At 52.4% G+C, this 21,211-nt stretch carries 26 protein-coding genes and 1 tRNA gene; 9 read left to right on the forward strand and 18 right to left on the reverse strand.

Features of this window, described 5'->3' with window-relative positions; genetic code table 11:
• Positions 1 to 164: 164 nt before the first annotated feature.
• Genes GM557_RS00005 through GM557_RS00015 form a run of 3 tightly spaced genes read right to left on the reverse strand, consistent with a single transcriptional unit; the run spans position 165 to position 2,305 of the window.
• Positions 165 to 1,139: an NAD-dependent epimerase/dehydratase family protein gene (locus GM557_RS00005; protein WP_266137367.1), complete on the reverse strand. Its 975-nt coding sequence runs from the start codon at positions 1,137 to 1,139 to the stop codon at positions 165 to 167.
• Positions 1,136 to 1,636 (reverse strand): DUF192 domain-containing protein, encoded by a 501-nt coding sequence (locus GM557_RS00010; RefSeq protein WP_370513389.1) that lies wholly within the window; start codon positions 1,634 to 1,636, stop codon positions 1,136 to 1,138. The genes GM557_RS00005 and GM557_RS00010 overlap by 4 nt, the downstream gene beginning before the upstream one ends.
• Before the next feature lie 21 nt (positions 1,637 to 1,657).
• Positions 1,658 to 2,305, reverse strand: coding sequence for an MBL fold metallo-hydrolase (locus GM557_RS00015; protein WP_155572463.1), 648 nt, complete (start codon positions 2,303 to 2,305; stop codon positions 1,658 to 1,660).
• Positions 2,306 to 2,712: 407 nt separating this feature from the next.
• On the opposite strand from GM557_RS00015, the gene GM557_RS00020 reads away from it, so the two are divergent.
• Positions 2,713 to 3,363, forward strand: a complete 651-nt coding sequence (locus tag GM557_RS00020) for a CHAP domain-containing protein (protein WP_155572464.1) — start codon at positions 2,713 to 2,715, stop codon at positions 3,361 to 3,363.
• Positions 3,364 to 3,400: 37 nt separating this feature from the next.
• On the opposite strand, the gene GM557_RS00025 is transcribed toward GM557_RS00020, so the two are convergent.
• From GM557_RS00025 to rfaD, 9 genes are all read right to left on the reverse strand, one after another.
• Positions 3,401 to 3,856, reverse strand: coding sequence for a 23S rRNA (pseudouridine(1915)-N(3))-methyltransferase RlmH (locus GM557_RS00025; RefSeq protein ID WP_155572465.1), 456 nt, complete (start codon positions 3,854 to 3,856; stop codon positions 3,401 to 3,403).
• Positions 3,857 to 3,883: 27 nt separating this feature from the next.
• Positions 3,884 to 4,273, reverse strand: a complete 390-nt coding sequence (rsfS, locus tag GM557_RS00030; protein ID WP_155572466.1) for a ribosome silencing factor — start codon at positions 4,271 to 4,273, stop codon at positions 3,884 to 3,886.
• Positions 4,266 to 4,853, reverse strand: coding sequence for a nicotinate-nucleotide adenylyltransferase (locus GM557_RS00035; RefSeq protein ID WP_230873368.1), 588 nt, complete (start codon positions 4,851 to 4,853; stop codon positions 4,266 to 4,268). The genes rsfS and GM557_RS00035 overlap by 8 nt, the downstream gene beginning before the upstream one ends.
• A gap of 90 nt (positions 4,854 to 4,943) precedes the next feature.
• Positions 4,944 to 6,038: a redox-regulated ATPase YchF gene (gene ychF, locus GM557_RS00040; RefSeq protein ID WP_099026660.1), complete on the reverse strand. Its 1,095-nt coding sequence runs from the start codon at positions 6,036 to 6,038 to the stop codon at positions 4,944 to 4,946.
• Positions 6,039 to 6,119: 81 nt separating this feature from the next.
• Positions 6,120 to 6,689 carry an aminoacyl-tRNA hydrolase gene (gene pth / locus GM557_RS00045; protein WP_370513390.1) on the reverse strand — a complete coding sequence of 190 codons (570 nt, stop codon included), beginning with the start codon at positions 6,687 to 6,689 and terminating at the stop codon, positions 6,120 to 6,122.
• A gap of 15 nt (positions 6,690 to 6,704) precedes the next feature.
• Positions 6,705 to 7,334 (reverse strand): 50S ribosomal protein L25/general stress protein Ctc, encoded by a 630-nt coding sequence (locus tag GM557_RS00050; RefSeq protein WP_266137364.1) that lies wholly within the window; start codon positions 7,332 to 7,334, stop codon positions 6,705 to 6,707.
• Positions 7,335 to 7,439: 105 nt separating this feature from the next.
• Complete coding sequence (pgeF, locus tag GM557_RS00055; RefSeq protein ID WP_155572467.1) at positions 7,440 to 8,222, reverse strand: peptidoglycan editing factor PgeF; 783 nt, start codon at positions 8,220 to 8,222, stop codon at positions 7,440 to 7,442.
• Positions 8,219 to 9,046, reverse strand: coding sequence for a prolipoprotein diacylglyceryl transferase (lgt, locus tag GM557_RS00060; protein ID WP_370513391.1), 828 nt, complete (start codon positions 9,044 to 9,046; stop codon positions 8,219 to 8,221). The genes pgeF and lgt overlap by 4 nt, the downstream gene beginning before the upstream one ends.
• Positions 9,043 to 10,023, reverse strand: a complete 981-nt coding sequence (gene rfaD, locus GM557_RS00065) for an ADP-glyceromanno-heptose 6-epimerase (RefSeq protein WP_155572468.1) — start codon at positions 10,021 to 10,023, stop codon at positions 9,043 to 9,045. Before rfaD ends, lgt begins: the two co-directional genes overlap by 4 nt.
• A gap of 152 nt (positions 10,024 to 10,175) precedes the next feature.
• On the opposite strand from rfaD, the gene GM557_RS00070 reads away from it, so the two are divergent.
• The 4 genes from GM557_RS00070 (at position 10,176) to GM557_RS00085 (ending at position 12,174) form a co-directional block, all read left to right on the forward strand.
• On the forward strand, positions 10,176 to 10,460 hold the full coding sequence (locus GM557_RS00070) for an accessory factor UbiK family protein (protein WP_155572469.1): 285 nt from the start codon (positions 10,176 to 10,178) through the stop codon (positions 10,458 to 10,460).
• Positions 10,461 to 10,480: 20 nt separating this feature from the next.
• Positions 10,481 to 11,293: a pyrroline-5-carboxylate reductase gene (gene proC / locus GM557_RS00075; RefSeq protein ID WP_155572470.1), complete on the forward strand. Its 813-nt coding sequence runs from the start codon at positions 10,481 to 10,483 to the stop codon at positions 11,291 to 11,293.
• 72 nt (positions 11,294 to 11,365) lie between these two features.
• Positions 11,366 to 12,028, forward strand: coding sequence for a TetR family transcriptional regulator (locus GM557_RS00080; protein WP_230880549.1), 663 nt, complete (start codon positions 11,366 to 11,368; stop codon positions 12,026 to 12,028).
• A gap of 71 nt (positions 12,029 to 12,099) precedes the next feature.
• A tRNA-Gln gene (locus tag GM557_RS00085) sits at positions 12,100 to 12,174 on the forward strand.
• 112 nt (positions 12,175 to 12,286) lie between these two features.
• Here the strand turns inward: GM557_RS00085 and GM557_RS00090 are convergent.
• From GM557_RS00090 to mlaD, 6 genes are all read right to left on the reverse strand, one after another.
• Positions 12,287 to 13,147, reverse strand: a complete 861-nt coding sequence (locus GM557_RS00090; protein WP_155572471.1) for a hypothetical protein — start codon at positions 13,145 to 13,147, stop codon at positions 12,287 to 12,289.
• A gap of 596 nt (positions 13,148 to 13,743) precedes the next feature.
• Entirely contained in the window at positions 13,744 to 15,780 is a 2,037-nt protein-coding gene (locus GM557_RS00095) for an NAD(+) synthase (protein ID WP_155572472.1), read from the reverse strand.
• Between the two features lie 31 nt (positions 15,781 to 15,811).
• Positions 15,812 to 16,342 carry a disulfide bond formation protein B gene (locus GM557_RS00100; RefSeq protein WP_155572473.1) on the reverse strand — a complete coding sequence of 177 codons (531 nt, stop codon included), beginning with the start codon at positions 16,340 to 16,342 and terminating at the stop codon, positions 15,812 to 15,814.
• Positions 16,343 to 16,434: 92 nt separating this feature from the next.
• Positions 16,435 to 17,094: a DUF2155 domain-containing protein gene (locus tag GM557_RS00105; protein WP_196424550.1), complete on the reverse strand. Its 660-nt coding sequence runs from the start codon at positions 17,092 to 17,094 to the stop codon at positions 16,435 to 16,437.
• 5 nt (positions 17,095 to 17,099) lie between these two features.
• The gene (locus tag GM557_RS00110) at positions 17,100 to 17,354 is read right to left on the reverse strand and encodes a hypothetical protein (protein WP_155572475.1); all 255 of its coding nucleotides are present in this window, start codon (positions 17,352 to 17,354) and stop codon (positions 17,100 to 17,102) included.
• A 10-nt stretch (positions 17,355 to 17,364) separates the two neighbouring features.
• Positions 17,365 to 17,931 carry an outer membrane lipid asymmetry maintenance protein MlaD gene (mlaD, locus tag GM557_RS00115; RefSeq protein WP_155572476.1) on the reverse strand — a complete coding sequence of 189 codons (567 nt, stop codon included), beginning with the start codon at positions 17,929 to 17,931 and terminating at the stop codon, positions 17,365 to 17,367.
• Positions 17,932 to 18,244: 313 nt separating this feature from the next.
• On the opposite strand from mlaD, the gene GM557_RS00120 reads away from it, so the two are divergent.
• The 4 genes from GM557_RS00120 to GM557_RS00135 all read left to right on the forward strand — a co-directional run bounded on the left by GM557_RS00120 (position 18,245) and on the right by GM557_RS00135 (position 21,206).
• Positions 18,245 to 19,693 carry a vitamin B12-dependent ribonucleotide reductase gene (locus tag GM557_RS00120; protein ID WP_266137362.1) on the forward strand — a complete coding sequence of 483 codons (1,449 nt, stop codon included), beginning with the start codon at positions 18,245 to 18,247 and terminating at the stop codon, positions 19,691 to 19,693.
• A 142-nt stretch (positions 19,694 to 19,835) separates the two neighbouring features.
• Positions 19,836 to 20,195: an AtpZ/AtpI family protein gene (locus GM557_RS00125; protein WP_196424551.1), complete on the forward strand. Its 360-nt coding sequence runs from the start codon at positions 19,836 to 19,838 to the stop codon at positions 20,193 to 20,195.
• Entirely contained in the window at positions 20,173 to 20,922 is a 750-nt protein-coding gene (locus tag GM557_RS00130; RefSeq protein ID WP_266137361.1) for a F0F1 ATP synthase subunit A, read from the forward strand. Before GM557_RS00125 ends, GM557_RS00130 begins: the two co-directional genes overlap by 23 nt.
• Before the next feature lie 56 nt (positions 20,923 to 20,978).
• The gene (locus tag GM557_RS00135; RefSeq protein WP_018979931.1) at positions 20,979 to 21,206 is read left to right on the forward strand and encodes an ATP synthase subunit C family protein; all 228 of its coding nucleotides are present in this window, start codon (positions 20,979 to 20,981) and stop codon (positions 21,204 to 21,206) included.
• Positions 21,207 to 21,211: the final 5 nt, after the last annotated feature.

Below are 21,211 nucleotides of genomic sequence, written 5' to 3' on the forward strand. Positions count from 1 at the left end.
ATCCCTTCCAGTCTCTACTTATTAACCAATATTCAATTCTCAATGACCACCCAAACAACCCCAGAACTCCCGCCCCAGCGCCGCCGGTAGAGCGCCTTATACCCACACCACAAAACCCACGCAACCCCAAAAAATAGGAAAATGAAAAAAACTTTTCATTCCTCTCATAAAGGTGAGTTTTGCATGAACCACGCACCAAAACTCTGTACGCCATCCTCCAGCGAGGTCCGAGCGCGCCATGGAACAGTTTGCTGAAGCAATGTTGTATCAGCCCATGTTTTTAAAACATCTTCGAATGGTTTTGGAGCTCTCTGCACAATAGCCTTTTGACCCAAAGCTACCTCTAGCCCCTTGATAAGCTCCGCCACAGGGCGTGGCTGACCATAGCCAACATTAAATACGCGGCTTGTGCCCCGCTGAGGTGGTGTATCCATCAATAAGAGAATCGCCTCTACAACATCATCAATATAGGTGAAGTCCCGTGCGAGGCCGGCTTCGTCCCACAATGTCAGGGGAATACCATCCCGAATCGCGCGGGCAAAACCATAACACGCCATATCGGGTCGCCCCATTGGGCCATAGACTGTAAAAAACCGTAAGCCTGTTTGCGCAAACCCGTAAAGATGACTGTATGTCTGCGCAGTAAGTTCGTTCATCCGTTTAGTTGCTGCATAAAAGGATGCCTGCCCTTCTAAAGGCACGGATTCGGAAAATGGCAACGGAGTCGCTGGTCCGTAAACCGAAGACGAAGACGCATAAAGGCTGTGCCTTAAATGCGGTAAAACACGGCATGCTTCTAATAAGGACACCTGCCCTGCTATATTATCCTTAATATAGGCATGAGGATTCAGGCGCGATTGCCGCACGCCTGCTCGCGCCGCGAAATGCAACACCGTATCAATTTCTGTATGTTTGGCGAGGAGCGTTGTGAGAGCGTCTTGGTCGCATACATCCATTTTAACATATTGAAACCGCGCCATCCCCCGTAAGGAAGCAAGCCTTAAAGGGGCTAGGGCGGGGGCTGATTGCTCTGTGTCGATTCCTAAAACGCTCCAGCCCTGTGTACATAGAGCCCGTGCGACATAAGAGCCAATAAAGCCTGCAACGCCCGTTATGAACGCTACCCGTGAATTACTCACTCTACGGAGCCTGACAAAGCAAAACTTGTAACGCGATCCCCAACAACAATCCCTAAAGTTTCGGTCGTACCCGCAGGTAGTTCTAACACAGCACGAACAGGACCATGACTACTAATAATGCCTTCACTCAAAGGGGTTGTGCGCTCTTCTATCGCATGAATACGATTCTGATCATCTATAAAGACCATATCAAGCGATACATAAGTGTTCTTCATCCACATGGCGGTGTTTTGCGCGACCGGCCAAATGAATAACATGCCTTGATTGGCAGGAATCTGCTTGCGAAACATCTCCCCAACCTCTTGCTCATGTGGGGTCTTGGCGAGCTCTACCGTAAAAGGATGTTTTTGTCCTTTTTGGTCGGTAATCGTTAAAGAAACGGACGGTAAAGGAGGTTGTGCTTGTGTTATGGGCTCTGCCGCCTGCGTACTATAAAATCCCCCACAGCAGCCTCCAAGAATAAGGATACAATACCCTATTATCTTTCCTAATTTCACAGCTCTCTCCTCCTTAAAGCCCTACCGTTGGAAGGCTGGATTATGGCGACGTTCCTCACCTATTGTGGTGGGTAAGCCATGCCCGGGCAAAACGACTGTCTCATCTGGCAAGCAAAACAGCCGCTCCCAAATGCCTTCTAACAACTGACGCCCATCCCCATAAGGGAAGTCCGTCCGCCCCACAGTGCCACGAAAGAGCGTATCCCCCGTTAAAGCAAGCTTTTCCTCATGCCATAAAAACACAACATGCCCCGGTGTATGACCGGGAATATGTGCGACTTCTATCTTGCACCCTAAGAAAGACAGAATCTCCCCATCACGCAGAAAGCGATCGGGCTCTACACTTTTCATCCCCTCTAACCCCAATGTGGCGGCTTGTTCTTCAATCCTTTGTAGAAGAAACGAATCCTCCTTGAGGGGCCCAAGAATCGGAAACTCGCTTTTTTGCCGCGCCTCCACTATTTTTTTGAGGTCTGCCGCACCACCTGCATGGTCTAAATGCCCATGAGTGAGCAGAATCGCCTCTAACTGTAGCCCCTCCAGCTCTTGGGCTAAGCGCACGCTCTCCCCACCGGGATCAACAATAACTGCACGACCCAACTGGTCTGACAGGATAGTGCAATTTTGCCGAATCGGTGTAACGGTTACTTTTCGCAGCGTTAATGTCATGAAAAAACCTATAATCCATGTTATATTGCCCCTATAATTTATAGGCTCTCATGACATTCAACAAGAAATGACCCCTTATCACGGCAAAGAGCCTTATTTTTGACAAAATATTCTTTAAAATAAAAGTTAAATGAAGCGAGCTTAATATATGCACCATCTTTACAATCGAAGATTATGTCTCTCTTTCTATATTGTTGGTAAATATTTAGTTAAGGTCTTTTTTATTCTTCTCAAAAATCTTTCTTTATTATTTATGTTTACCAATGTTAAATCTTGTTTAGATTATATGCTCATGAAAAGCTGATATTTAACTTGTCATAAAGATAGAGTCTCTGGTATATCCCTCCCCATCGTCGGGTAAAACGACATTCATTTCGGTTTGGATTTGTAAGACGGGAAGATGCACCATGCGCCGTACCGGTAATCGGTTGTTTTTATCATGCTTGATTTTTTCTGCAGCGGCCTGTTGTACCCCTAACGCAGAAGCACGTCATTATACGCGTCACGCAAGCCGATTGATAAAAACAGGTCATGGAAGCCATAGAACATCCCGTCATCACGGGCATATTCTCCAGTGTGTTGCTTTCGTCCGTCAAAATACAGATTTCAATATTCGTGGGAATGCACGTGACTGGTGGAGCCATGCTGAAGGGATTTATGCCCGTGGTACACAACCAGAGGCGGGAGCTGTGCTAAGCTTCCGTCCCACACGCCACATGCCTCTCGGCCATGTCGCTGTGGTCCGCAAACAGATTGATAGCCGCACCATCCTCATTGACCAATCCCATTGGAGCTCCAACGGCGTCAGCCGTAATGTGCGTGTTGTGGATGTCTCTCCTGCCAATGATTGGTCAGCTGTTCGCGTGGCTCTTGCTGGTAATGATGGCCGCTTGGGAAGCATCTACCCAACACATGGCTTTATTTATGCGCGCAGCGAAGGGAGCCAGCCTGTCAATGCACCTATTCGTAACGTATTGGCAGAAAACACCCACCTAGAGACGGCCTCTGTTCCTTCCGATATTTTTGGCGAGGAAGCCCCGAGCCGCTCTCTCCAATAAGACCTCTGTAGAAAAAACTTCCTTAAAAGCCGCCCCCCTAGGGACGCCCGGCTTTATGATATGGATGCCCCGTTTGAATCGCTTGCGCTCGGAAAAGCTGCTCTGCGAGCATCACACGCACAAGCATATGAGGCCATGTCAGCTTGCCTAGTGAGAAAAGAGCATCGGCGCGCTGAATAATAGCGGCATCTAGCCCTTCTGCCCCGCCAATCATGAAGCACACAAGTCGGCCTGTTTCCTGCCATTGCTGTAACTTTGCAGCAAAAACGGGACTATCCATCAGCGGGCCACCTTCATCCAATACAATAACAAACGCATTATCGGGACAGGCCGCTAAAAGGGCGTCAGCCTCTCGCCGTTTTTGTTCAGTAGGGGAGCCACGCCCTTGAGCAACCTCAACAACTTCAAGCTTGGGCCGCAGCCGTGCCCTATAACGTGCGAGTAACTCTTGCTCTGGCCCAGCTTTTAACTTCCCAACGGCGATGAGCTTCATCCCATATGCCCCACGCCTTGTTGTCTCTTACTCAACGGCGATTTCTTCATCCGCATGGTCAAAATCGCCGCCCCACATGCGCTCTAACGCGTAAAGCTCCCGGCTTTCTGGCATAAAGAGATGTACTACAACATCGCCAGCATCCAACAAAACCCAATCGCTCCCTTGTTCCCCTTCAATCTGCGGGCGAGCTAGCGACTCTTCTTTTAAACGGGTTTCTAAATGGTGGGCCATAGCGGAAATCTGACGCTCAGACATACCAGAGGCAATAACCATGCGCTCCGCAAAACCGGCGCGGCCTGTCAGGTCCAATGTAATGATATTCTCAGCTTTATCCTCATCCAAACTCTCGGTAATGACGGATAAAAGACGGGCCAACCGTGCCTCATGAGACGAAGGGGAGGAGGATTTAGTCATGGTGATAATCGTTTTTACTCCTAATGGCGCGCAAAGCCGTTGATGAAATAGCGTTTTGAGGGGCTAGTAAAAAGGTCCAGCCCGGCCCCCCTTCTGCTTTTAGCAAAAGAGACGCTGCCCTGCCATCATGACGATACCGCCGCAAAACAGAACTCGCGCGCCCTTTTAGCGCAGGGATGACACTTCCAGGCCGCGGTAATACCGCTATGGGGACCAAATGAGCCAGCTTCCGCCAACCACGCCAGCGGGAGAACTGCGCTAGGCCATCCGACCCCATAAGCCATATAAAACGACAATGAGGGAAACGCTGCTTGAGCAACGCCACTGTCTTAACCGTAAAATGCTGGCCTAATTGATGCTCAATATCCACAGCGATGATGCGCCGCCCATCAGCAAGATGCCGCGCACTAGCTAAACGCTGCGCAAAAGGGGCCATCCCTATGCGGGATTTTAGCGGATTCCCCGGCGAGACCATCAGCCAAACTTGGTCGAGCTGCAAATGTGCCAAAGCTTTACGGGCAAGTTGAATATGCCCTTCATGCGCTGGATTAAACGACCCCCCAAGGAGACCGATACGCATATGCCGCCCATCGCCGAATCGCGACATTGCTGCCCCTAAAGGACGCTTACGCGATGAGCGATGAACGGTCTGTGCCTTCATCAATAACAATCACACATTAAAGCGGAAGAGCAGCACATCGCCATCTTGTACGACATAATTCTTGCCCTCTACGCGCAATTTACCAGCCTCACGCGCACCAGCCTCGCCTTTATAGGTGACATAATCATCATAAGCGATGGTCTCACACGCAATGAAGCCACGCTCAAAATCATTATGAATCACGGCCGCGGCTTGGGGAGCTTTAGTGCCCGCGGTGATTGTCCAAGCGCGTGTCTCTTTTGGCCCAACAGTAAAATAGGTTTGCAGGCCCAAAAGCCGATAGCCAGCAGCAATTACGCGGTCCAATCCGCTATCTTTCAGCCCCAAACCATCGAGGAACTCAATGCGCTCCTCCTCCTCAAGCTGACTGACTTCTGCCTCAATCGCCGCAGAAACAATCACAACGCCCGCCCCTTCTGCCTCGGCGCGTTTTTTCACCTTTTCTGAAAGGGCATTACCGGTAGAAGCCGCGGCCTCCTCCACATTACAGACATAAAGAACAGGCTTTGTTGTCATAAGCTGAAGGCGCGCAACTTCAACCTCCTTCCCCGCAGGGATGGCCGTGCGAGCTGGTTTGCCTGCTTGCAACGCCGCTAATAGAGGCTCCATAAGCTCTAGCTGCTCTTTCGCCTCACGGTCATTGCCACGGGCGCGCTTTTCCAAACCTGTTTTGCGGCGTTCTAAGCTTTCTAAATCCGCCAGCATTAATTCTGTCTCGATGATGTCAGCATCACGCACAGGGTCCACACCACCCTCTACATGGGTAATGTCATCATCTTCAAAACAACGCAGCACATGGATGATGGCGTCCACCTCACGAATATTCGCAAGGAACTGATTACCAAGTCCTTCCCCTTTGGAGGCCCCCCGCACCAGACCAGCAATATCCACAAACTCTAGGCTCGTGGGTAAAATACGCTGGGACTGCCCCACTTTAGCAAGGACCTCTAGCCGCTCATCAGGCACAGCCACGCGGCCCGTATTAGGCTCGATCGTGCAGAAAGGATAATTTGCCGATTGCGCCGAGGCCGTTTGCGTCAACGCATTAAACAAGGTGGATTTGCCAACATTGGGGAGGCCCACGATCCCACAATTGAACCCCATGCACTCTCTCCCATTTTCCTAAAATGCCGCTGTTTTATGGTCTGCCTTTATCCCATAGCAACGCGCATATTACAATTTACCTTAGCTCCGCCACAGAGCTGTCTTTGTCATAAAGGCTTCTGGCTCATCCTGCGCGAGTAATGAAGTCGCATCGGCCAGCTCATCTAACCATCGCTCTAAATCTGGCCGCTCCGTGCTAGAGAAGTCCCCCAACACATGGCCATGCACCCGCTCCCGGCTACCGGGATGGCCAATGCCTAGACGCACCCGCCAATAATTAGGGCTAGGCAATGCTTTATCCATAGAGCGCAACCCATTATGGCCCGCTGCACCGCCCCCTTGCTTGACGCGCATTCTCCCAAAAGCGAGGTCCAACTCGTCATGAAAAACAGTCATATCCTCAAGGGGGATTTTATAAAAATGCGCGGCTTGCTGCACGCTCTCGCCAGAGAGATTCATGTAGGTCAGCGGCTTGAGGAGAAGAATCTTCTGCCGCCCGACCATACCTTCTGCCGTCTCCCCGCGAAAACGCTTACGCCACGGGCTAAAACCGTGGCGTAGCGCAATCGCATCAACGGCCATAAAGCCGATATTATGCCGGTTGCGGCTCATTGACGCCCCCGGATTACCGAGTCCGATCCAGAGCTTCACAACCGCATAACCTCTTTATTTGGACTCAGCAGGAGCCGCTGCGCCTTCAGCCTCAGCACCGGCCTCAGGCTCCTCCTCCACTGTTGGCGGAGCGATAGAGGCAATCACAAAGTTGGGGATATGCAGCGTTGGTGTTGCATGCTCCGTGCCTTGGAGGTCATCCCAACGCACATTGTCGTTGATGTCTAGCTTGCTGAGGTCCACAGTGAAATGCTCTGGAATATTCTCAACAGGCACTTCCACATCCACAGAGTGACGAGCAATATTCAGCACACCACCGCGCCTAATGCCGGGGGCGTCTTCCTCACCGGTAAAGGTGATGCCAACCTGCACATGCACGCTCTGGCCGGGGACCAAACGCAGGAAGTCGATATGAATCGGCGCATCAGACACCGGATGGAACTGAATATCACGAATCAGCGCGTGAACTTGCTCACCACCAATATTGAACTGATAAAGGCGAGACTGCCAGCTACCGCGATGCAGCTCCTTCATGATGATGCGGGGGTCGATGGAGACGAGGGCCGGCTCCTTCTTACCACCATATACCACGCCAGGGACGAGCCCTTCACGTCGTGTAGCGCGCGCTGCCCCCTTACCTGCTTTGGCGCGCTGGGAGATCTCCAGTGTCGTTATTTTCGCCACGTTATACGCTCCTGCGTTCTAAAAATGAATATAACCGTACGGCCTCCAGGGGTGCCTACGGCTGCTCTGCCCTAACCGAAAAACACGCAAAAGACAATTTTTTTATCACGATGATGGTGTAATTGCTCGAATAATAGAAAGCTGCCGCCCTGTCCGCCCATCACCTCTCAGCGTAGCTCGGCGATGGCTGAAGAAGCATGATTCCGCTGCGGTATCACGCCCTACCCACTCTGCGCGCACATGAAGAGCCTCTAACCGCGCACGACAAAATGCGGGAAGGTCGAACTGGTAATGCCCAGTGCGTGCAGCCGGTGTAAAGAACCTCTCCCCAGAGGACTCATGAGCCAATACAGCGCACCGCATATCCTCACCGACCTCGTAAGAAGCAGGCGCAATGCACGGACCAATCACGGCGCGAATCCCCTCGGCCCCCAAAGCGCGCATCTGCTGTACCGTAGCTTCCAACACACCGGCTACAGCCCCGCGCCACCCCGCATGAGCAGCCCCAACAACACGCCCATCATGCGAGGCAAATAACACAGGCGCGCAATCTGCTGTGGCAATCCCTAGTGCAATGGTGGGGCAGTCCGTCACCAGGCCGTCCCCTTCTGGTAAAGCACCACAAGAGAAGGACGGCACATCTTCAGAGCCTCGCAACGTCACGACCTCTGCCCCATGCACTTGTTGGAGGGCGGCGAGATGCACCTCCTCCACCCCTACAAGTGCGGCAATACGCCGTCTATTTTCCTGCACATAGGTAGGGTCATCCTGCGTATTGACCCCGCCATTCAAACTCTCATAAGGCGCGCGGGACACACCGCCTTGCCGCAAGCAAAAGCCATGCGGGACAGGCAATAAAGATGAATGAATGACCGGCGGCAAACTCATGACGTTACCCAATCACGCTCCCGCGCAGGACGGCGGAAGGCATAGACCATCAGCGCAATCCCCGCGATGGCCATAGGCACACAGAGCAACTGCCCCATTGTGGTGCCCCCAGCAAGGAAGCCGATATTATCATCAGGCTGGCGGAACAGCTCACAAAAGGCGCGTGCGAACGCATAGCCAAAAAGGAACAAGCCAGAGAGAAAGCCCGCCCGCGCCCGCAAAACAGGCCGCCCCACGGCCATCAACATAATGATGAATAATAAAAGCCCCTCTGTTAGGGCCTCATATAACTCAGAAGGATGGCGCGGCTCTGGCCCAACGGCTGGGAAAATCATCGCCCATGGCACCGCATGGACTACAGGCCGGCCCCATAATTCCCCATTGATGAAATTAGCACAACGGCCTAGCCCCAACCCAATAGGCACCACCACGACAATCCGGTCCGCAAAGGCAAGGAAGTTCAGACGCCGCCGCCACGTAAACCAAGCCAGCGCGATAATGACCCCTGCTGCCCCACCATGAAAGGACATACCGCCCCGCCATGTTGCAAAAATCTGCAACGGATGAGCTAGGAAGAAAAGAGGACGATAAAAAAGGACATAACCTAAACGCCCCCCCACCAATACGCCAAGCACGGCATAGACGAGAAAGTCATCCACAGCGAGACGAGTGGCAACCTTCGGCCCTAATTGAACCAACTTCCGTGCGATAGGCAGGGCTATGAGAAATGCCGTTATATAAGCAAGCGCATACCAACGGACCACCAATGGCCCTAGATGAAACGCCACCGGGTCCAACCCCGGAAAGATAAGCGGTTGTGTCACAAATACGGCCTTCCTGATGCCAGATAATCTTTAATATAAAAGCGGATACCATCTTCTAAGCTGGTAAAGGGTGCATCATACCCCGCTTTACGCAGTGCCTTCATATCCGCCTGCGTAAAGGATTGATACTGCCCCTGTAAGCTTTCTGGCATAGGAATATACTCGATATTTACCCTTTTCCCTGCCGCATCGCATACAGCCCGCGCAAGGGATTCATAAGAGCGTGCCTGCCCTGTCCCGCAGTTAAACAACCCACTGACTGTAGGATGCTCCAACAGCCAGAGCAGCACCTTCACCACATCCCCAACCCAGATGAAATCCCGCTTCTGCTCGCCATCGGCTAAGCCGGGTTTATCTGATTGAAAGAGCCGCACAGGGTTGCCAGCCATGAGCTCATCATATTTTACCTTAATGACCGAAATCATCCGCCCTTTATGATATTCATTCGGCCCATAGACGTTAAAGAACTTCAACCCCGCCCATTGCGGGGGAGTAGGCTCACCTGCCTCTATCGTCCGCTTTACCCAGAGGTCGAACGCGTGCTTAGACCAGCCATATAAATTGAGTGGTTGGAGCGCCTCGATAGACTCCAACCCATCTTGAAAGAGGGCGGGTTGGTCTGCCGCGCCATAGGTCGCTGCGGAAGACGCGTAGAGAAATGGGACCTCCTGCTCTGCACACCATCGCCATAGCTGCTGAGAGAGGGCAACATTACTCTGCCATACGAGGTCACCATCCCGCGCTGTAGTCTCGCTAATGGCCCCCATATGAATGACAGCCTCCACCCCCTTCGCCTCTGCCAAAAACGCCGTTAAGCCCTCTGGCGGCACGATAAGATGAGGGGGGTGCGTGGCAAGGTTACGCCACTTCCCTTGGTCGTGAAGATAATCCACAATAACAGTCCGCCGCCCCTGCTGAAACAGAGCGTGATGCAGACAAGACCCAATAAATCCGGCTCCACCGGTGACGATAATCATTCTTCCTGTATAGTCTGGTAGGAAGCGGTATCCAACATAAGAACGCACAGAAATGAGGGAGAATTGGTTGACAGACCTACCTTTGCTTCTGAAAGAATTGCGACAGACAGATAGGTCCGTTTTGGAAGACCACCTATAAAGGAGTTGATAATATGGCCATACGCCCCCGTTTCTTCGATGATATAGCCGGCTTTGCTGGAACGGCGTTCTCTGCCGCGACTGGTGTACGCGAGGAGATTCATACGCTTATTCGCAGCCAGATTAACGAGATTCTTTTCTCCCTTCATCTTGTCCGCCGTGATGAGTTTGAGGCCGTGCAAGAGATGGCAAGCCACGCTCGCCTCGCTCAAGAAAAGGCCGAGCATCGCCTCGCTGCGCTAGAAGCCCGTTTAGACGAGCTAGAGCAAAGCCTTACTGCTCCTTCCTCACAGCGTTAATCCCTTTTTGGAGTTTCCTCATGACCATCCCTGCACTTCTTCTCGTTGGTTGCGGCAAAATGGGCGGGGCCCTTATGCGTGGGTGGGTAAGCAGCCCAACCCCGCCGCGCATCTTTATCCTAGACCGTAAGCTCCAAGACGCCCCGGCAGGATGCACCATCTTCCGCACGCCAGAGGAGATTACGCCTGACGTAAAACCCGATATTATCGTGCTGGCCGTTAAACCTGCGGGGGCAGAGGCGATGCTCTCATCCCTTAAAACCGTTTTGGGCGAGCGGATGAATCATACAGCTCTCCTCTCTGTCATGGCTGGTAAGAGCTGCGAAAAACTAGCAAGCTGGTGTGGCCGTGCGGATATGCCTGTCATCCGCACCATGCCCAATACGCCATCCTGCGTTGGGGCCGGGGCGACGGGGCTTTATGCCTCCCCCCATGTCAGCCAAGCGCAAAAGGACCTCGCCATCCGCTTGATGGAACAAGTAGGTACCGTTGTTTCCGTCCCGCATGAGGAGGACCTCCGTACCGTCATTGCCATTGCTGGCTCTGCCCCGGCTTATGTATTCTACCTTGCTGAATTGCTGGAGAAAGTCGGGCAAGATTTCGGCTTAGACGCTCATGCTTCACGCGCTCTTGTCCGTGGCATGATTTATGGTGTTGGCAAGATGCTCCATGAACTTCCTGAAGATGCAGAAACACTCCGCAAAAACGTCACCAGCCCCAACGGCACAACCGCTGCGGCTTTGAGCGTCTTTATGAAGGAAGAACATTGGCCACGCCTCATCCCTGAAGCGGCCAAAGCTGCGATTAAACGCTCACGCGAGCTTGATGATTAACCATCCCATCGGACCGGTGGAACATAACCCGCTCTATCGGTCCATCTCACACGCTTAGGCATAAAACGCATAATGATGACCAATTCCCCCCACGACCCTTCTTTTGACAGGGCGATGATTGATGCCACGTTACAGCTTGCTCAGCAGCATGGTTGGCAGCGTACCTCCCTCGTAGAGGCAGCGCGCGAAGCAGGCTTGCCCCTCGCCCGTGTACGCCAACGCTTCCCCTTTAAAGCGATGATTTTATTACACCTGAATCGCCACATTGATGAAGCGGCCCTCTGTGGGGAACGCTATGGCACCACCGTGCGCGAGCGGCTTTTTGACCTCCTCATGCGCCGCTTTGATGCAATGCAAGATTATCGTGCAGGACTATGCGCTGTCATGCACACTCTCCCCCGTGACCCAGCCCTAGCGGCCTTCCTCGCTGCAACGACAATGGAAAGCCTACGCTGGATTGCCGATGCAGCCGGGCTAGAGTGTCGCGGCTTGGGAGGCATCATCCGCCAAAATGCTCTGCTCGCCTTATGGTCGCGTACCATTGTCAGTTGGGAGAAAGACAGCTCACCAGACCTCACTACGACCATGCAAACACTTGACCAAGCCCTTACTCGTGCGGAGCGGCTGGGTTTGCTCAAAGCGGCATCCTCTCATCACCTCTCCGATTCTCCCTTACAGGATGAAGGCGGACTGCCCGACTATGTCGCCCCCAAAGATGAGGACGAGATTTTATAACATCTTATGTAAAAAAAACGCTTACGCACCCTTTACCCATTCGTCTGTTCGGGATATTAAGGAGCCAGCGTTGGGGCGTAGCCAAGCGGTAAGGCAGCGGATTTTGATTCCGCCATGCGGAGGTTCGAATCCTCCCGCCCCAGCCAATGACTCTCCCAAAAATTAAGATAAAAAATACCGCCCCATCGGGACGGCATTCTTGTACGCTCTGTATACAGCTCATAAAAAATCACCCCTCCGAAGAGGGGTGAGTATCTATTAGAAGCTATGGAAATCTTTAGGATGCAACTGCTGTTGGTCTAAGAAGGTAATCTGACCTTGGTCGTTTGGCAAATCAACCGTCACATTACCACCAGTGATTGACTGATGCTCAAGCATCTGACCAATCTCCTGCTGAGTTGCTTTAAGCCCAACCTGATTGCCTGCAGCCTTCCCGAAATCGGCGATGGTATAATGCCCGCCCTTATTATTCAGGAACTGGAAGAGATTAGCAGACCCACTACCGCCGCTTAATGTCGCGCCAGCATTGGTCCCGTTAACCGTGTTCTGAACCGAAATCGTATCAGAGGCATCACCACCTTTGATGGTGTCCCCAAGGCCAGCAAGCGCATCCAAAGACTGATGGGAGTTCGAAGCATCAAACAGAATATTATCTGCGCCCGGTGCTGCCCCATAAAATTCTGGACGGAACACGCTGCTCCCATCCGTTGCCTGCTGAGCGTAATGATACACGCTATTAGCGGTGCCAAAGATGGTGGCATTATCCCCGACCGAACGCGTCCCGGAGCCAACACCACCGAGGAAGCTTAGCGTCCCCCCGAGAGAAAGCTGGCTAGAGCTCCCGTTGGTCCCATCTCCTGCAGCAGAAATTGTATCCTGCCCGCCAAGAAAACTTGCCTGAGAATCGTCATCGGAATCCAAAGACTGCCGAAGGTCAAGTCCGTCATTACCCACACCAGAGGAGAGGGATGACATCCCACCTTCGTCATCGTCAAAACCGGAACGGTTCATTAGCGACTGGAAGGAGTTTGCAAATAAAGCACCGAGATCCTGCGCCCCCTGACTAGGAAGCCCAAAGAAATACTGTTGCCGCAAACCTGATACTGTTGGAATTGCCAAGAGACTACACCTTACACAACATAATCATACGACCCAAACTGACAAGCTGCTCTTATTCCGGCCCCTTCTTGCCCTCTGATGACAGAGAGAAGATTGCCTACCTTCGTGGCTCCCTCACGTCAGAAGTGAGAAAACTTTATGGCAACCTACAAAGAGCCCCTCCTAAGAGACGCTGTCGGAATTAGGTCGAAATGACCCGCAACCTGTTAACAACAGATAACAGATTAACCAATGGCTTACAAATGTTTTGTGTGTAATTTCTATTCGATTTCAAAATTGATAATGAGAATGTATACGCAATTTTTTGATACATTTTTGATAGAAATCACACAAATATACTGAAACGATAGAGAGGAATAACAAAAAAATTTTCTTATATATTTGTTTGATAAAAATAAATCTTATTTATTTCCAGATAAAGAAAATTATTTTCTCTTTATTTTAGTAGATTTTTTGTATGACTATCCTTGCGGCATTATATGGCCACACAAAAAAATTAACTTTATCATAATGATTTCTGCATCATCGCTCAAATAAGGGGCGCACAGTTATCACGACCTTGCCTTCGCAGAACCCCCTTATAAGGAATTGTCATCTCACAGTTTATACGATTCGATGTCATCCAAATCGGCCAACCATAGAGTCGCCGTACCGTCCGATGGCGCGCGCCAATCGCCCCGAGGCGATAAGCTCCCCCCTGCAACAACTTTCGGGCCGTTAGGCATGGCCGACCGCTTAAATTGGCTTGTGCCAAAGAATCGCTTTAGAAAAACGCGACTCCAATGGATGATTGTTGGCAGATCATAAGCAATACGGTCTTGCTCTGGGTAATTAAGGGGCCACTCACCCTTTTTTGCATCGCCCCACGCATGTAATTGCAAGAAGGCAATCTTCTTAGGTGCGAATCCATAACGCAGAACATAATAAAGCGTGAAATCTTGCAACGCGTATGGGCCAATCATTTGTTGGGTACTTTGCACACCCTGCCCCTGATTCGGCACAAGCTCTGGGCTAATCTCTGCTGCGACAATCGACTCCAACACCGCACGCGCTGCCGGGGATACGCTCTTATCATGACCCGAGGCCCAGCGAATCACATGCTGGATGAGCGTCTTAGGCAGGCCCGCATTAACATTATAATGAGCCATCTGGTCACCGACTCCATAGGTACACCAGCCCAAAGCTAGCTCGGACATATCGCCCGTACCGATGACCAACCCTTGATGATGATTGGCTAGACGGAAAAGAAAATCCGTCCTTAACCCTGCCTGTACATTCTCAAAGGTAATGTCATATACAGCTTCGCCACGCCCATAAGGGTGATCAATCGCTGCCAACATGGCCTGCGCGGTCGGCCTGATATCCAGCTCTCCAGCACGCACACCCAAACTCTCCATCAAGCCATGCGCCAACGCGAGGGACTCGCCGCCTGTGGCAAAGCCGGGCATGGTCCGGGCGATAATTTGCGTCCGCTCCCAGCCAAGACAATCCGCCGCTTTGACCGCCACCAAGAGGGCCAGCGCACTATCTAACCCACCTGACACGCCAATAATCATTGTTTTGGCATGAGCGGCTTTTAACCGCTGGCACAAAGCATGGACCTGAATATTCCATGCTTCCCGGCAATCTTGCTCACATAAGGCAAGGCGCAAAGGCACAAAGGGGAAGCGTGGCACCTCACGCTTTAACCCCCAATCCTGAAGAGGAGGATTTACGGCAAAACGAATCCGGCGAAAGTTTTTCGCGTGAGTTGATGCGAAATACCCCGTCTGGAGTCGCTCCTGCCGCAAACGGTCGAGGTCTATATCAGCGACCACCATATCCCCTTTCGGGGCAAAACGGTCTGATTGGGCAAGGCACTCCCCGGCCTCATAAATCAAAAGCTGCCCATCCCATGCGAGGTCCGTTGTCGATTCCCCCACCGTGGCAGCGGCATAAAGATACGCACTACTCGTCCGCATAGACTGTGCAGCACATAATAAAGCGCGATGCTCGGCGCGCCCAACCGTTACGGGAGAGGCAGAAAGATTCGCAATAACGGTCGCCCCAGCCACCGCCAAAGCCCCGCTTGGTGGTTGCGGTGCCCAGAGGTCCTCACAAATCTCCACCCCGAGGGTTAAACCGGCAATATCCTCTGCCTCAAAAAGCAAATCGGCCCCAAAAGGCACCTCTTGCGTACCAAGCCTGATCGTACCAGAACAACCCGCCCCGCTGGTGAAATGCCGTGCTTCGTAAAACTCGCGATAACGTGGGAGCATAATCTTCGGCACAACGCCCAAAATACGGCCTTTATGAAAGATGACCGCGCAATTATAGAGGCTATCCCCCCAACGCAATGGCATCCCAACAATGCCAACGCTCATGAGGTGAGCCGTGCGCTCCACCAAGGCTAACAAAGCCTCTTGGCTGCGCTCTAACATCAGTTGCTGGAAGAACAAATCCTCCAACGTATAGCCTGTCAGCCCTAATTCTGGGAAAACCGCAATCGCAACCGCTTGCTCATGGCACCGCTCTAACCATTGCTGAAACACTATGGCGTTATGATGAGGCTCGCCCAGCGCAATCGGCGTTGTACATGCAGCAACCCGTGCAAAGCCTTGCCGGTATAAGCATAAGAACTCATCTAAAGCCATAACCGCCCTCCCGCGCTTTCTATCTATAATCTCATGCGTCCACTTGTTGCCGCACAAAGCGGAATAACCGCCATGTTTCCCACAGTGCGAGAACAAACACACCAAACGCATAAAGAGCCGCAAGACTCGTCAGTGACACAGGCAAACCCAACGGGTAATCGGGCTGGTCGCAAGGTTTAGTCGGATGAGCGGGTAAATGTGCCATCCAGTCTTTAAAATCATGCGCTTCGACAGGGGTCACGTGGCATTCCGCCGCGGGGCTGGGCCAAAGCCCATGCTCTACGCCCACATGCAAAATACCTAACCCCACACTCACCAACAAACACACCAACCCTATACAAGCGAGCCAACGCGCATAACGCGGGGAAAAGACCAGAACCAACACGCCAATCCCTATCAGCACCCGCCACGGCCCACGCTCCCACAAGCACAGCTCACAAGGGACCATATGCAAGAAATTTTCCGCAATGAAGGCAATAAGAAGAGCAAAGAGGGCGGATAGAATATAAAGCCCTCCGACACGCCATACAGCACGTATCTGTTGTTTATCCGTAAACAGCATGTCCCTCTCCTTCTTTTATAAACATCACGATGCTTCCATCCACCATACCCCTATGGGGTGGAAAAAGCACTTCATCCCCTCACACCATCCCCTTAGGGCTGCGTCCCTTCACCCTGCCCAGCCTGCGGTGCTGGGGCAGGTGTTGGCGGTAATAAAGAGACGGGCCCAGATGCCCCATTATCCCCTTGATGAACATTCTGCCCTGCCGTGGGAGAGGAGGACTTGCCCTCGCCATCGGCCTCCACATGTGGGGCCCCTGCTGTTGCAACCGACGGTACAGATGGATGGGGCAACGGCCCTACCATAGGGGCCACAGCATCACCATCGCATGAGACGACCTGCACATCATACAACGCCCCAGCATAAGCCCCTAAAGCGGGGTCATTGGTAAACATCCATCCCTCAAATGTAGGGCTGCCAGCCTCTTGGTTTTCCTCAATCTTTACCTGCGCTGCGGCTTGGGCGGGAAGGCCTTCAGGTTTTTGCAAGCAACGCTCTAACGTTAAGGACAAAGTGCCATATTGCACCACCTCCCCAACATGCAGCGAGACAAGCCCGACATGAGAATCCAACCGCCGCATAATGCGCATCACCGCCTGATTACGCCCCTGCCAACTTGTTGCGGGATACGTCGCAGGAGGGGCTACAGCACGCACACCCTCAGCATGCAAGGAGGATAATACCGCCCCACCCAGCATAGAGCCTAACAAACAGACCACCAGCCCCCTAAAACGCCGCTTTTTTACGCCCATAACCCTCATCCTTCCCCCTGTTCCATCGCATCAGCACCATTGGTACTTTTTGTGCCCTCTATGGCCTCTGCGACTATCGCAGCCATAAGCTGCTCCATATGTTGGCGCAAATAAGCAGGGGCTACATCCATCAATAAGGCATCCGCACAAGCCTCTTTAATAACTTGCCGTAACTCCTCCTCATTCTCCCGCAAAACACGCAATTTACCTGTACAATGTATCGGCTGCCCTGCACTATCGAGCCAGTCTTGCTCTGCCATAAAAATGGTCTCACGGGGTCAGTTGAGCAGGGGCTTGTGCTGAGGAAGGATTTGGCTCGGTAGGCGGCGTGGCGGGAGGAGCCTTCTTTTGTAATGAATCCGTGACGGAGAAAATAAACTTGCTCAAAAGTTGCTCTAAACTAATCGCCCCCTGCGTTTCCCCAATCACACCATCTGCTTTTAACATGGTCGCATCCCCGCCAGGGGTGAGGGCAATATATTTCCCCCCTAAGAGAGAATCAGAAGTAATAATCGCACCGCTATCAGCCGGGAGCTGAATATTCGGCGCAACACTGAAAGTTACCTCTGCTTGAAAATTATGCGGGTCCACCTGCAAATGCCGCACATGCCCCACTGTCACACCAGCAAGGCGGACATCCGACCCCACGCCAAGCCCATCAATATGACTAAATGCCGCATGGAGAGGGTAGCCCCGGTCTTGTGGATGCTGCCGCCCGATAAAGGCAATGACAATTAACACCGCTAGAACACCTGCTGCAACAAGCCCTACAGCGAGTTCTAAGCGGTCCTTTCCAGCTCGTCTTACGGCCATATCCCCCACATTGCCCGTAACCATCGCTCTATCCTTTTTACCGTCACAAAACCATCACATGCGTGAATGTCCTTAACGCTCTAGCGGACTCCACGCGTTACGTCCAATCCCCTGCCACACTCACCAGCATTTTTCTCTTTTACGGGCTGATAAAAAGTTATCCACTATATCCCCGTTTTCCTGAACGCTTATGCCCGTTATCCCCCTCTAAGGATGGTTTCCTCCTCACTGCTTCATGACTAGACTCGTCATCATGAAAGCGCATCTTCACTGGAATGGCGTTCATATGAGAACGCTTCAAATAAGCATAGACTCGGACAGCTCTAACCTGCGTTCGGTGACCGTTCCCTCTGTGTGGAGTGATGATGCCGCTCAGGCACTCATCCAGCTCACCCCGGCAGAAGGCGGGCCTATCCGCCTCGCAAGTGAAGCCGCGCGCTGGGTGGACCTTATTGATTCTACACCGCTCTTACCCCACACCCCCCAAGGGACCCCACCGGCGGGGCGGAGCTTATCGTATCTGCTTTTAATGCAGCAAATGGCCCCCAATGCTGCCCTATGGCGCAATGACCCTGACGGACAACCGGGCTTTATTGTAAGGCTCTCCGGCTTTGTGCAGGATGGTCTTTTTGCAACTGAACATTTTGCCGCTTGCCTTAAATTAGCCTGCGATAGCTTGCGCCGGTTAGACGCAGCGCAGCGGCCTTATCGCAGTGGGGAACTTCCCCTCTTTGATGATCCTGCCCCTGCTCACCATGATGATGGGCCTGTCGGGCTAATCTTATTGAGCGACCTTGATGCCTGCCTTGCCGCCCTTGGTATGGAATATGACAGCACAGAAGGGCGTGATTTTGCCAAAGCGATAAGCCATCTTACGCAGCTCATTGCCCGTGCTGGCACAGCAAAACCGGCTAAGGCCTTCCACTGCCCTCATCATCCAGAAATTGAGAAGACCGCTATCGCCATCACTAGCGCACTACAGAGCGTAACCACCCTCAGCCCTATCGAGACGGGCTTTTCTAGCCCCGGCATGGTTGATGCTCTACTTGATGTCGAAGCCTGCGGCTTAGGGCCAATTTTCTCCCTTGTTACGCAACACGGCACATTGCGAGCCTCAACTCTCAACCGCCTCGCCCATAAGGGCCTCTCCCCAGAGGCCGCTTTAGCCCTCACATTGGAGGGACAAAGCCCACTTCATCCCGCCGGTGCGGAAGCTCATGCACAGATGCATGAAGCTGTTATGCCTTTTTGCGATTATCTTCCTGCTCTGCCTGAGCCAGAAATAGATGACCTAAAAGACAAGCTAGGCCGTGGCGTCCGCCGCCCCTTACCCATGCGGCAAGGCGGCTTTAGCCAGCGCACCTCCATTGGCGGGCATCGCCTTTTTATGCGGACCAGCGAGTTTGAAGATGGCAGCCTCGCCGCCCTATCCCTCGCTCCCCCACGGGAAAGCCCCATGGCACGCGGCCTGATGGAGTGCTTCAGCCAAGCCGTGAGTATTGGCCTGCAATGCGGTGTACCTTTAGAAATGTTTGTCGAGCAATTTGCTTATTCTCGCTTCGGTGCGTGCGGTACCGTTGAAGGCGATGATGTGGCCCGCTATGCGACCTCTATGCTAGATTATGCCTTCCGTGCGTTATCGGATGCGTATCTTGGTCATCATATGCCTGATGCTCCAGCGGACTCTAACGATAAACAACAAGAGCCGCCCATGCTTCCTTTTGGGCCAGATGAGCATAAAACATCCTCTCGCACAAAAAACCAAAGGTTGCGACTTGTTAGCTAAGGGTTGTTTTTTCACTATAATTTAGTAGCCCTTCGCTCAGTGGGCAGGAGGGATGCGCTCAGGTCGTTGACATCAGCCTCATGCCCTGTCTAGCTACTTTGTGTCCATCGCAATGATGCAGGACATTTTGGGGTATTGTAGCGTGAGCAACCACGACACAACCAGATACAGCCAGTTCAATGAGCGTCTTGCTCATATGGAGCAAAAGCTGACCCCAAAAAATACCCCCCGAAAAACTGCCGCCTTGTCCGAAGATTCTGCATTAGGAATGGCCTTCCGTATTGCAAGTGATCTCGTGGCTGGTGTTGCCGTTGGTCTGGGCATTGGTTATGAACTTGACCGATGGACAGGATGTAAGCCTGCGTTTATGATTGGCTTTGCTATGCTTGGCATGGCAGCCGGCTTGCGGAATGTCTGGCGTGTTGTGAATGTTACAGATGCCCCTCAGAATAGGGCACAAGAAAACGGGAGAGACCAGCGTGGCCAGCGGATCGAAGATTGACGCGCTCGGACAGTTTGAACTGCATCCGATTTTGGGTTCTTTCGGTGAGGCACTGCGGTTATCCCAGTCCCCGCTATTTATGGTAATCTCCGCCGCTGTGGTGCTTACGTTCCTCTATGTTGGGATGAAGCCAAAAGCCGTGGTGCCTGGTCGCCTACAAGCCGCCGCAGAGGTGAGTTACGACTTCATCCACGGTTTGGCCGTTGATACTATCGGGGAGGCGGGAACGCGCTTTTTCCCCTTTGTGTTTGCCTTATTCTTCTTCATTCTGACGGGGAATTACATCGGCCTACTGCCGTTCTCCTTTACCTTCACCAGCCATATTGTTGTTACGCTGGCTATGGCAATGGCGGTGTTTATCCTTTGCATCATCACATCTTTGCGTGTGCAGGGGCTAAACTTCTTCAAGCACTTCATGCCGGAGGGTGCGCCCATTGCCCTCTCCCCTTTGCTTGTACCGATTGAGATTCTCTCCTACATCTCCCGGCCCATCAGCCTGTCCATTCGTCTTTTTGCGAATATGGTAGCAGGGCATGTGCTGTTGGAGGTTTTTGCAAGTTTTACGATCATGCTTGCCGGTCTTGGCGTTGTCGGCGATGTGCTGGCAATTACCCCTGTTGTTCTCAACATCGCTTTGACGGCACTTGAGCTGCTGGTAGGGCTTCTACAGGCTTATGTTTTTGCCATCCTTACCTGCATTTACCTGCGTGAGGCTGTCGCCCATTAATGGGCTGGCAGTGCCTGCGTTTCTCTTTGTCCTGTCCTTATAAAGGAAGCTGAACCATGGATCTTCTTCATCCCGCTCGTGAGATTGGTGCTGGTCTTGCCGTGATTGCTCTTGCCGGTGTTGGTGCTGGTATCGGTAACATCTTTGCTGCGCTGGTAAACTCTATCGCTCGCAACCCGGCGTCTCGCCCGCATGTGTTTGGCCTGGGTATGCTTGGCTTTGCCTTGACAGAGGCTATTGCCCTCTTTGCCCTGCTGATCGCCTTCCTTATCCTTTTCGTCTGAGGGCA

Origin of the sequence: Bombella sp. ESL0385 (genome assembly GCF_009725755.1) — a bacterium.
Classification (GTDB): domain Bacteria; phylum Pseudomonadota; class Alphaproteobacteria; order Acetobacterales; family Acetobacteraceae; genus Bombella; species Bombella pollinis.